This window comes from Exiguobacterium sp. s57 (assembly GCF_018617685.1).
GTDB classification, from domain to species: domain Bacteria; phylum Bacillota; class Bacilli; order Exiguobacteriales; family Exiguobacteriaceae; genus Exiguobacterium; species Exiguobacterium marinum.
In genome coordinates this window covers 23238-34782 of record NZ_JACSKR010000002.1, presented here as the reverse complement: position 1 = coordinate 34782, position 11545 = coordinate 23238, and the positions used below count along the sequence as shown (strand labels likewise).

The window sequence follows — 11545 nt, the reverse complement described above, 5'->3', positions numbered from 1 at the left end:
ATGCGGGTCATCTGTGCGATTGATTCATTCAAAGGCTCGCTTTCTTCACGGGAGGTCGGGGAAGCGGCCGCAAACGGAGCGATTCGGGCCGGTGCGGAAGCGGTCGTCTTCCCTATCGCTGATGGGGGCGAAGGGACGCTCGAGTCACTAATGAGTTTTTTGCCCCATGAGCTAGTTCATGTCACCGCAGAAGATTTGATGCATCGACCGTTCGAGTCGAGCTACGCCCGGTTCGGCGACTTCGCACTCATCGAATGTGCGGAGACGCTCGGTATCACTAAATTCACCCCTGGCCCTGAGTTCGTCCCATATGTGAGCAGTTACGGTCTCGGGCAACAGATTAAAGACGCTTTGCCGGCCGCGCGGGTCGTCGTCACCCTCGGTGGGAGTGGGACGACGGACGGGGGGACGGGGATGCTCCAAGCGCTCGGAGCTGTCTTTACTAGTAATGGGCGCGTTATTCCGCACGATACGAACCCTCTATGGACGTTTGATGACGTCGATTTGTCGGGACTCGATTCCAGGTTGCAGTCGACAGAACTGGTCATCGCGACCGACGTCACGAACCCACTCGCCGGAGAGACAGGAGCGGCACACGTCTTCGCCGCCCAAAAAGGAGCCATGGTCGAACAGATTCAACGGTTGGACCGTCAACTTGACTTACTTGGACATAGGCTCGGGGATATCGCTGACATCCAGGGAAGTGGAGCGGCAGGAGGTCTTGGGGCAGGCTTGCTCGCGCTTGGCGGACGTATCATTTCAGGATTCGATTGGGTAGCAGAGACGATTGGTCTGAGAGAGGCGTGTCTTGGAGCGGATTTGATCATCACAGGAGAAGGGCGAATCGACCACCAGTCCGCCAAAGGCAAAGTACCGGTCGGTGTAGCGAGACTTGGTCAAGAGCTCGATGTCCCCGTTGTCGCATTGGCTGGCAGCGTTGGAATGGAGCTCGGCGACTTTGCGGATCAATTCGCTGGCGTCTTTTCGATTCAAAGCACATGCCGTCCACTCGAAGAAGCGATGTTGCCTCATATCGCACGGGCTGAAATCGAACGAAGCGCAGAACAAATTGTTCGTTTGAGACGGGCTTGAACCTCGATAGCGATATCGAAGTTTTTCCTTGTTGTACAAGAAACACAAAAACCTATGAAAAAATTATGCTATGCTTTTGGTGGAAAACTGCCAAAGGTGGAATGGACCATGACGGAACGACAACGTAAACTGTTAGATTTGCTAAAGCATAAGGACTGGATGTCGACAAAAGATATCGCCTGGTCACTAAAGTGTTCGGAACGCACGGTACGAACCGAGTTACGGCTCCTCGAACAACTGCCGGATGTCATGATTGAGACGAGCCGCGGAAAAGGCGTTCGATTAATCGAGAACCGCCATGTCGATACGCCAGAGGCAGAAGATCGTGACTCTCGTATCAAGCATGAACTCGTTCAACTATTACTTGATGAATTGAACTCGATGCAAGCTGCTGAACAAATGTTTTACGTGAGTGAAGCCACTGTGAAGCAGGACATGGATGAAGTGGAACGATTGCTCACTGAACACGGACTGACATTCAATCGACGTACCTTTCACGTAGAAGGAGAAGAACTTGTAAAGCGTGAGCTTTTGACACAACTACTTGTTCACGCTCGATTTAATTGGGCTCATAGTCAAGATGTACAACTCATTGAGACCTTCCTGCTTCAATGGGAACATCGCGTCGGGAAGCGATACGCCGATTCGGCGGCGGAATTGCTTCAGACCCGATTTCTCGTCACACTAAAACGTATGCGACGACGTAGCCACGTTGAACTGTCACCAATTGGTTACGAGATGGTAGAAGCGACGAACGATTATCCATTGTTATGCGAACTTGTGGAAGACCTCGAGCGAGCACTTGGACTATCCATCCCGTTTGCCGAACGTGCTTACATGATGCTGGCACTCGCTGGCGCCCAAGAATTCCTCCCGTCAGAAGATCGGGTGACGACAGAACTCGCACGGACAACGAATCGATTCGCCCTCGCTGTAATTGGCACGATTTATGGGGGTGTCTTGCAACGTGAGTTATTCCAATCACTACTCGCTCACATTCGACCTATGGTGTATCGGCAACTGATTAAAGCGCATGTCGACAACCCGCTTTTGGATCAAATCAAACGTCGGTTTACAGCGACGTATGCAGCGGTTTTACGTCACGCTTCGATTTTAGAGGAAGAGCTAGACTTATACGTGACCGAGGCTGAAGTCGGATTTTTGACGCTCCATTTCCAAACGATGCTTGAAGAACGACGCCCCGTCGACAAGAAGCGAATCTTACTCGTCTGTACGTACGGTATGGGTACGAGCAAGCTGATTGCGGCACGACTCAAGAATCATTTCCACGATACGGTTGAGATTGTCGGTTTCTCGTCATTACGCGATGTTAAACATCAAGTTTCCATTCACACTCCTGATTTGATTTTGTCGACCGTTAGCTTAAAGCAAGACCTTGTTCCGGTACACGTCGTTTCGGCCGTATTGACGGAACAAGACGTGGCACATTTAAGGCAGACGTTTGGAATCGGCGGTGTCTCATATGCCACGATCGCCTCGCTCATCGAACATATTGTTTTCATTGATAGTGTACTTTCACGTGGACATGCGCTTAGTTTATTGATGGATCAAGTCAAAATCGATTCGACCTATGCAGGAACTGTATATGCTAGGGAACAAACTGGTCCGACTTCCATTGGACAAAGCGTTGCCATTCCACATGGAGATCCTGAGCATGCAACGATGAACCGAATCGATGTACTCGTTTCAAAAGAACCGATTGAGTGGGGACAAGAGAAGGTTCAGCTCGTGTTTCTTCTTCAATTTCGAGACTCAGACGCAACGTTCTCGAGTCATTTGTTTGAAGAGATTGCAGCTCTTACAGAAGACCCGGGCCTCGTCCGAAAACTCATTGAGACGAACGACAATACGGCGTTCCGCAATTTGCTGTTGCCGTAGACAACGGCAAAACGTTATCTGAAACCCCTTTCATATACGAGTAAAGTATAGATGTAGCAAGTGAAAATCAAATACTTACACGAAAGGGGAATACGATAATGAAAATTGTTGCTATTACAGCCTGTCCAGTCGGGATTGCGCATACGTACATGGCGGCTGAGAAGCTCTCAAAGACTGGCGCGGAACTCGGTCATGACGTCAAAGTCGAAACACATGGATCAATCGGGATTGAGAACGGATTGACTGAACAAGAAATCAAGGAGGCAGACGGGGTCATCATCGCCGCCGATAAGACGGTGGACCTCGAACGCTTCGCAGGGAAACGTGTTGTGGTGGTACCGGTTACCGAGGCAATCAAACAACCGGCAGAACTGATCGAACGCGTCAAAACTGCTCCGATTCAAAAGGGAGCAGTGAAGGACGTCAAGAAAGAGAAAGATGGAAACATTGTCTATCGAGCTCTCATGAACGGTGTCAGTCACATGATTCCATTTGTCGTCGTCGGGGGGCTGTTGATTGCTCTTGCTCTCGCTATCGGAGGCGAACCGACAGCTAACGGACTTGCGATTCCAGAAGGTTCGATTTGGCAGAAGGTATTAGACGTGGGGGCGGCATCCTTCATGTTCATGGTTCCAATCCTAGCCGGTTATATCGCTTATGCGATTGCAGATCGTCCAGCCCTCGCACCGGGTATCGTCGGAGGATATATCGCTGCGAACGGTAGTTTTTATGGATCTGAGGCAGGAGCTGGTTTCTTAGGTGGTATCTTAGCAGGTTTTGCAGCCGGTTATCTCGTTCGGTGGATTAAGACGTGGAAAGTTCCACAGATGATGCAGCCAATTATGCCGATTCTTGTCATCCCAATCATCAGCATGGTCGCTATCGCGGCACTCTTTATTTTCGTCGTCGGGGCACCGATTGCTGGATTGATGGAAGGCCTTACGACGATGCTTCAAGGTATGGAAGGGTCAAGTAAAATCGTTCTCGGTCTCTTGCTTGGAGCGATGATCGCCTTTGATATGGGTGGTCCGGTCAACAAAGTCGCCTTCTTGTTCGGAGCCTCAATGATTGCCGAAGGACAGACTGGCATCATGGGTGCCATTGCGGTCGCGATTTGTATCCCGCCGCTCGGTATGGGAATCGCTACATTCATCCGTAAAAAATTGTTCGTAAAAGAAGAGCAAGAAGCTGGTAAGGCGGCCTTCATGATGGGGCTAGTCGGAATCACGGAAGGGGCCATCCCATTTGCAGCCGGCGACCCGCTTCGTGTCATTCCTGCGAATATGATTGGTGCGATGGTGGGAGCGGCCATCGCTATCACAGTCGGAGTGACGAACAACGTCCCTCATGGTGGACCAGTCGTCGCGGTACTCGGTGCTGTTGATAATGTCATCATGTTCTTTATCTCCGTTATCATCGGATCGCTCATCACAGCGTTCACGACGATCTTCTTAAAAGAACGGGCACAGCGTAAAGTCAAACAGTCGGAATCACTCAAACAAGTCGGGTAAGGAGAGATAGAGATGAAACTCATGAACTACATGGAAGAGACATTGATTGAATTGGACTTAGCGGCAACGTCACGTGAAGAAGCGTTTGAAGTATTGACGCGAAAATTAGACGAAGCCGGATACTTGAATGATCGTGTTGCATTTGTCACGGCACTTGAAGCGCGGGAAGCACTCAGTTCGACGGGAATCGGTTTTGAAGTCGCGATTCCGCATGGAAAGACGAATGCGGTCAATCGTCCAGTCATTGCCTTCGCAAAAGCACCGAAAGGGATTGAGTGGGATAGTCTTGACGGCGAACCGGCTAAATTGATTTTTATGATTGGTGTACCGGAAGCGTCAGAAGGGGATGAGCATCTACGGATTCTTGCTCTCTTGAGCCGACGTCTCATTGACGATGAGTTCCGTAACAAATTAAAGGAAGCGACAACTGTTGAAGAAGTCGTCATACAACTTGAAACGGTATACGCATAATGTATAGGACGCTCATGACGAGCGTCCTATTGGTATGCAATTAAATAAAAAATCAAAATAGGAGGATTCATGATGACGATTTTAACATGTAAACCAGTCTTTCAAGAACGACTTTGGGGTGGACGGAAGCTCGAAACGATGTTCGAATATGACATTCCAAAAGGGAACATCGGCGAGTGTTGGGGCATCTCGGCCCATCCGAACGGGATGAGTGTCATCACTTCTGGAGAGTACGTGGGGCTTACGCTTGCTGAACTATGGAAGAAGGAACGCCATCTCTTCGGGGAGTATACACTCGACAGCTTCCCGCTTCTCGTTAAATTGCTTGATGCGGCGGATGACCTTTCCGTCCAGGTTCATCCGAACGATGAGGAAGCGATGCGCTTAGAAGGGGAGTCGTACGGAAAGACGGAATGTTGGTATGTCGTCGAGGCTGAACCTGGAGCAGAGTTGATTCTCGGACATACAGCGGAGACGAAAGAAGAGTTGGCAAAGGCGATTGCGGACAGTGAGTGGGACACGTTGTTACGTCGTCAACCGGTGAAGACAGGTGATTTTATTTTCGTGCCGAGCGGGACAATCCATGCGATTGGGGAAGGGATCGTCATCCTCGAGACGCAACAGTCTTCAGACACGACGTATCGGGTATATGACTTTGACCGGACAGACAATGCGGGAAATACCCGTGAGCTCCACCTGGCTCAAGCGATTGAAGTAACGACGGTACCGGATACGCCGTCAATCGTCCATCCGACGACGACAGAAGTGACGGGTGGAACGATTCAGACATTGATCGAGACAGACGAGTTCAACGTCTATCGGATGGATGTCACAGATGGGTTCACACTCAAGCCGCTAGACCGCTTCCGTCTCATCAGTGTACTCGACGGGACAGGTACGTTAGATGGGGTTCCGCTCGAGAAGGGCGACCACATCGTCGTAACGGTGAGCAATCAACCGCGCATCGTTACAGGTAGCATGGAGTTCATTGTAAGCGATTGCAACCCGAAGTGATGACGAACCGAGACTATTTTGATGGGAAGGGGATTTTCATATGTTTGGAGCGATTGAATTAGGAGGAACGAAAATCGTCTGCGGCGTCGGTACGGAAACAGGAGACATTATACGCCACGTGTCCATCCCGACGACAGATCCGAAAGAGACGATGGCGAGCGTGTTCGAATTTTTTGAAGGAGAGACAATCGAGGCACTCGGCGTCGGCACGTTCGGTCCGGTCGACTTGAACCGAGATAGTGAAACGTATGGGCACATTACGACGACACCAAAAGTAAAGTGGGCAAACTATCCGCTCTATGAAGTATTGAAGGCACACTTTCAAGTTCCAATCGTATTCGATACCGATGTGAACGGGGCAGCGTTCGGGGAGATGACGTTTGGCGGGGCGACGGACGTCTCGAGTTGTCTCTATATGACGGTCGGGACCGGAATCGGAGCGGGCGCCGTCATTGATGGGGAGCTCGTCCACGGGATGGGACATCCGGAGATGGGACATGTGATTGTCCGTCGTCATCCCGAAGACATGTCGAACGGCGTCTGTCCGTATCACGGAGACTGCCTCGAAGGTTTGGCATCAGGTCCCGCCATCGAGGCGAGACATGGCAAGAAGGCACACTTGCTCGATCCGACCGACCCGGCGTGGGACATTGAGGCGGATTATTTGGCGCAGGCGCTCGTCAACATCGCCCTCATTCTCGCACCGGAGCGGATGATTCTCGGCGGTGGTGTCATGAAGCAGTCACACCTGTTCCCGAAAGTACGTGAAGCGTTTCGACAGAAAATGAACGGCTATATCCAAAATCCGTATGTGAATGAGTTGGAGACGTATATCGTGCCACCGACACTCGGGGATTTCGCCGGATTAAAAGGAGCACTCGCCCTCGCCATCAAGAAAAGGGATGGCGTCCATGCCGGGCGTTGACGGTTGGTAAGAAAGTGTATGAAGGTGACTTTCAATTTTTAAGAGAAATGGTGCAGATTGTCTCGATTCCTGTCATTGCGGAAGGAAATGTGATTACACCGGAGCATGCACGTAAAGTTCTTGAAATCGGGGCATATGCAGTCGTCGTCGGTGGCGCCATCACACGACCACAGCAGATTGCAAAGCGTTTTGTGGAAGGGATTCACAGCCTGTCACCGAGATAATGGAAGTGTAAGTCGTTCGATATGAGGGAATCGATAGGGAACGACTTTATAGGATGGGTGATTGGATGAAACAAGCAACGATTCGAAACAGTAACGGCATGACACTATCCGCCATCGACTATGGCTGTGCGATGACGGAGCTGACGGCCCCGGACCGAGAAGGTAACCTGGGATCGGTCATTTTGAAATACGGGGACGTCTCTCAATACTTAGAAAACCCGATTTATCTTGGATCGGTCGTCGGGCGAATCGCCGGCCGCATCCGAAACGCAGAGATTGATGGTGTCACCTTGTCCCCAAGCGAGGCGCCTCATCATATCCATGGAGGAGACAAAGGCATCACGGCCCGTTACTGGGAGATGGATGCTGAAGAGCGTTGTATCCAGTTTACCTACGGGAGCCCGAATGGGGAGGAAGGATATCCCGGGAATGTCTTCTTCAAAGTGATTTATGAACTGACGGACGATAATGAGCTGATTGTCACGATGACGGCGGAGACGGACGAACTGACATGGGTCAACCTGAATCATCACAACTACTTCAATCTCGGCGGACGATCGACCATCCATGACCATGTGCTGACGCTACCAGCGGATTCGGTCGGGGTGCTCGATGCAGAATCGTTGCCGACAGGAGAGTTGCGAGACGTGAGCGGGACGCCGTTTGACTTCCGAGATAAGAAAGCGGTCCGAGAAGCGCTCGAGTCTGGAGACGAGGCGATTGAGCGTGCTGATGGACTCGATCATCCTTTCATCTTGAAGGATGAACCGATCCGATTGCATGACCCGTTGAGCGGACGGACGATGACGATCGAGACGAATCAACCCGTCATGGTCGTCTATACGGGAAACTTCCTCAGTGAAGAGACACCGGTGACACTTGACGGTCAACAAAAGCATAGCGCGATTTGTCTCGAGGCACAGGTGTTCCCGGACGCTCCGAATCATCCACACATCGCGACCTCGATTGAACTGAAACCGGGTGAATTGTATCATTCGCGGACGGTGTATCGATTTTCAGCGAGTTAACATTAAAAAACACATCCGATTCGACAATCGGATGTGTTTTTTAATGTTAACTTTCTGGTTTTTCGAGCGTGTAGACGCATCGGTTATTTCTTTTTGTTGCGACGTAGATAGAAAAGGATTGCGACAATAAGGGCAATCAATGCGATGAATCCGACGAAATACCAAGTCGGGTTCATCGAAGTAGACTCGTTAGACGTGACATCTCCTTCTGCTTGCTCACTTTGGATACTCGCACTATTCGTAAAAACTGCGCCATTCTGATTTTTTACCGCTACACTAAACGTCTCACTCGGAAAAGCAAGTGTTTGAATGAGGGTTGAATCGATCGTATCGTTCGTTGACACAACAATCATTGCCTTATCCTCGTTCCAAGGAGAAGGTTGAATCCATGCATATTCAGAGGACGTCTCTGGAACGAATCCATACTGCGACAAATCCACTTGATTGTCTTTTGTGACGAGCCACCCCTCTTTCTGCTCGTTAAAGAGCAGACTTTGCTCCGGATCTCCGATATAGATGATCGAGCGGTTAGAGACCGCCTCCTCGGTCACGTCTTTAGCCCGAATGAACTCGACTTGTTGCGTCAAAGGGGTGACCGGTAGGCCACTCATCACACCGGTCATATTTTGCAAAGTTTGTGCATTCGATTCGTCAGGGATCACGAACACAACACCAGGATCAGTCGAAAACAGACTGGCCATATTCGAGAAAACCTTGTTATTTGCTTCTCCACTTCCTTTTGGCAATGTCAACTGACTGTCACTCGAGATGAAAATCCAGCGATCTAAATCACTCTCGTTACATGGCGCTTCAGAACGAAGACCGTTCGCTTCAAACGATACATCTAAAAACGTATCTTTTTGAAGTGTCGATGCATCGATTTGAATCGTATGTTGTTGCCATTCTTGATCGTCCTCTAAAGGCGAGAGCGGGATGGAGTACGGGGTGCCGTTCACCCATGCAATCAACTCCGGAGACACGTCATTGTTCTGCTCAGACGTTACGTACGCCGATGTCTTGAAACGGACCTCCATCTCCACGGTGGATTGCCGATCGATGACTGGCAACGGATAAAAGTAGTTTTGACTGACGGCTTGGGTCCCACTCAACATGAAGTCAGAGGCTCCGAGTGTACGTAAATCAATCGTGTCACCACTTTTTTGAACGGAAGGTGCACTTGATAGGGCGAGTTGACTCCCGTTCAGCTGTTGTCGCTGCGTCGTGATGAGAAGATGGTCCACCGTCCCTTCGAAGGAAGCCGCGTCTTCTGCGAGGACGAACATCGCATCGACGGCCGTATCGTCGCTGACGATTCGAGCTTGCTCAAACAAGACATCCTCACCTTCCGGGAGGGTCTCTAGTTCCTCAATTAACGTTTGGACGGGACCGGTGAACGAATCCGTCTGACCGACGAACACGTACCGTCCATCCAATGTTTTCAATTGTCCTTCATATTGAAGCGATACGTTATTCGGTTTGGCTGCGTCCCCTTGTAGCTGTCGGAACAGAAGAAGTCCCGCTTCTAAAGACATCGTGTCCGGTGAGTCCGGGAGTACGATTGTCAACTTCTGGTTGGTCGTTTGAATAAAGGGGTTCGGATAATCATTTAAAGCGAGTTCGACTTTGCTTCCGATTGAAAGAAAGCTTGATGGAAGGACCGTCAGCCAACTTCCCGATGTGTTTCCGGTATCACACATGCGCCCTTCAATCACGCCCGTGAAGCGCACGGTGACTTCGTGTGTTCCTTTCGTTAAATGTTCATTTTGAAGTGGGACACGTATGTTACCTTGTGAGGACTCCTTAGATAGTGCGACTGACTTGAGTGGTTCTCCATCGATATCGATGGTGAGTGCCGACGGGGGAATTAACAGCTCAGAGTGGGCCCAGTCGACGGATACGTATTTCGAAGAAGCCGCTTTCTCATCTCCGAGCATGGTATATGTGTACGTTCGAGAGGACGTTTCACCAGGCAATACATCATCTCCGGTCGTCAATAAGCGTTCTCCCGCATCGCTTGCGGAAGCGATGGGTAATGAGGAGCGAAGCTCTGTTGCAGCTTGTACTGAAAACGTTGAGAAAATCAAGAAAACGGTCAATAAGTAGAGTGTGATTTTTTTCATAATATCCTCCCCTTCATTCGAATCGGTCTGTTTTGTACCATCTCACTTCTTGATTAAACAAGACGCGTTTGATCTCGAGATAAAGCGAGTAGATGACGAGTAAAATCCATAACTGGCTGTACGTGAAGTACATCAGAATGACGGTAAAGAAGTTTGGAATGTTAAATTCAGAACGCTCGATACTCAGTGTCACAAATACTTCAGTCACAAAGAGAAGGAATGCAAGAACCCATAAAACCAAAGTGATGTTTCCTACCTCGAGACCGATGTCGAAAAACAAATTGATGATAAATAAACTATTCGATAAGATGACCCCAAAGAAAAACAAGAAGTAGGTGAAGAAAAAGTAAATGATGTCGAAGACGATTTTCTTTCGTTTCAACGAGAACAGTTGACGCATAAATTTGAGGACGACGTATTGATTCCCACGTGCCCAACGCGTTCGTTGTTTCCACCATACTTTTAGCGTCTGTGGCTCTTGTTCCCATGTGATTGCGGCCGGGAAAAAGCGGATATGCCACCCGAGTTCGTACACACGAACCGTCAATTCAGTGTCCTCCGCGAGTGCCGCTTCGTCCCATCCCCCAAGTTCTTCGATAATAGTACGGCGTATGGCGAAGTTTGTCCCAGGAATAGTGGAGATGTTGAACCATTTCCACCTGCCTGCCTGTGCCATCCATTGGAAGCAAATCGTTTCAATATTAATAAAACGGGTCAATAAAGTCTCATATGCATTCGTCACTCGGAATTTTCCGACGACGGCCCCCGCATCCGGGTCGTTGACAAGTCCCATCACGAGGTGATACACACCATCCTTTTCGGGAGTGTTGTCCGCATCATATATGACGAGAACATCACCGGTCGATTGGGTCAATCCATAGTTTAAAGCAGAGGACTTGCCTTTCCCTGCGTAATCCGGTGTTGTTTGGACGACATGGATAAATGAGAATTTTTCTGCGAACGTTTGGGCGATTTCACCAGTGCGGTCAGATGAGTTGTCATTGATCAAAATAACCTCAAGTTTATCGTGTGGGTAGTTGATTCGAGACATTGCCCGAAGCGTAGCGGCGACGACAACCGCTTCATTATGGGCGGGAATCAGGACCGAGACTTTTGGCAAGTTCTTCATGTTCTTTGACCATTCGGGGATGGGATTACGAAATGTCATGTAATGCCAAAATCCACCCTGCATTAAAAACATATGGTATAGAAGCATCGTCCAAATCATGATGAGCGAAAATAGGAATAAGAGATTTGCCAT

General features: G+C 49.6%; 10 protein-coding genes. 8 read left to right on the top strand and 2 right to left on the bottom strand.

The window, feature by feature from the left end:
* The 8 genes from KNO98_RS06535 to KNO98_RS06505 all read left to right on the top strand — a co-directional run bounded on the left by KNO98_RS06535 (window position 1) and on the right by KNO98_RS06505 (window position 8164).
* Window positions 1-1092: a glycerate kinase gene (locus KNO98_RS06535; protein WP_214700024.1), complete on the top strand. Its 1092-nt coding sequence runs from the start codon at window positions 1-3 to the stop codon at window positions 1090-1092.
* A gap of 108 nt (window positions 1093-1200) precedes the next feature.
* The gene (locus KNO98_RS06530; RefSeq protein WP_214700022.1) at window positions 1201-2991 is read left to right on the top strand and encodes a BglG family transcription antiterminator; all 1791 of its coding nucleotides are present in this window, start codon (window positions 1201-1203) and stop codon (window positions 2989-2991) included.
* Between the two features lie 98 nt (window positions 2992-3089).
* The gene (locus tag KNO98_RS06525) at window positions 3090-4502 is read left to right on the top strand and encodes a PTS fructose transporter subunit IIC (protein ID WP_251129511.1); all 1413 of its coding nucleotides are present in this window, start codon (window positions 3090-3092) and stop codon (window positions 4500-4502) included.
* A 12-nt stretch (window positions 4503-4514) separates the two neighbouring features.
* The gene (locus KNO98_RS14695) at window positions 4515-4973 is read left to right on the top strand and encodes a PTS sugar transporter subunit IIA (RefSeq protein WP_251129509.1); all 459 of its coding nucleotides are present in this window, start codon (window positions 4515-4517) and stop codon (window positions 4971-4973) included.
* Window positions 4974-5042: 69 nt separating this feature from the next.
* Entirely contained in the window at window positions 5043-5987 is a 945-nt protein-coding gene (gene manA, locus KNO98_RS06520) for a mannose-6-phosphate isomerase, class I (RefSeq protein ID WP_214700020.1), read from the top strand.
* A 40-nt stretch (window positions 5988-6027) separates the two neighbouring features.
* On the top strand, window positions 6028-6912 hold the full coding sequence (locus tag KNO98_RS06515) for an ROK family protein (protein ID WP_214700018.1): 885 nt from the start codon (window positions 6028-6030) through the stop codon (window positions 6910-6912).
* A 14-nt stretch (window positions 6913-6926) separates the two neighbouring features.
* On the top strand, window positions 6927-7136 hold the full coding sequence (locus KNO98_RS06510; RefSeq protein ID WP_353047735.1) for a tRNA-dihydrouridine synthase: 210 nt from the start codon (window positions 6927-6929) through the stop codon (window positions 7134-7136).
* A 65-nt stretch (window positions 7137-7201) separates the two neighbouring features.
* The gene (locus KNO98_RS06505; RefSeq protein WP_214700015.1) at window positions 7202-8164 is read left to right on the top strand and encodes an aldose epimerase family protein; all 963 of its coding nucleotides are present in this window, start codon (window positions 7202-7204) and stop codon (window positions 8162-8164) included.
* An 83-nt stretch (window positions 8165-8247) separates the two neighbouring features.
* Here the strand turns inward: KNO98_RS06505 and KNO98_RS06500 are convergent, their stop codons facing one another.
* Together KNO98_RS06500 and KNO98_RS06495 are read right to left on the bottom strand one after the other, a co-directional pair.
* Window positions 8248-10284, bottom strand: coding sequence for a cellulose biosynthesis cyclic di-GMP-binding regulatory protein BcsB (locus KNO98_RS06500; RefSeq protein WP_214700013.1), 2037 nt, complete (start codon window positions 10282-10284; stop codon window positions 8248-8250).
* Between the two features lie 13 nt (window positions 10285-10297).
* Window positions 10298-11545, bottom strand: a complete 1248-nt coding sequence (locus KNO98_RS06495; RefSeq protein ID WP_214700011.1) for a glycosyltransferase family 2 protein — start codon at window positions 11543-11545, stop codon at window positions 10298-10300.

Coding starts and splice junctions, on each gene's coding strand:
- KNO98_RS06530 (WP_214700022.1), top strand. CDS start 1,201: ATGACGGAACGACAACGTAAACTGTTAGATTTGCTAAAGCATAAGGAC.
- KNO98_RS06535 (WP_214700024.1), top strand. CDS start 1: ATGCGGGTCATCTGTGCGATTGATTCATTCAAAGGCTCGCTTTCTTCA.
- KNO98_RS06515 (WP_214700018.1), top strand. CDS start 6,028: ATGTTTGGAGCGATTGAATTAGGAGGAACGAAAATCGTCTGCGGCGTC.
- KNO98_RS06505 (WP_214700015.1), top strand. CDS start 7,202: ATGAAACAAGCAACGATTCGAAACAGTAACGGCATGACACTATCCGCC.
- KNO98_RS06500 (WP_214700013.1), bottom strand. CDS start 10,284: ATGAAAAAAATCACACTCTACTTATTGACCGTTTTCTTGATTTTCTCA.
- KNO98_RS14695 (WP_251129509.1), top strand. CDS start 4,515: ATGAAACTCATGAACTACATGGAAGAGACATTGATTGAATTGGACTTA.
- manA (WP_214700020.1), top strand. CDS start 5,043: ATGATGACGATTTTAACATGTAAACCAGTCTTTCAAGAACGACTTTGG.
- KNO98_RS06525 (WP_251129511.1), top strand. CDS start 3,090: ATGAAAATTGTTGCTATTACAGCCTGTCCAGTCGGGATTGCGCATACG.
- KNO98_RS06495 (WP_214700011.1), bottom strand. CDS start 11,545: ATGGCAAATCTCTTATTCCTATTTTCGCTCATCATGATTTGGACGATG.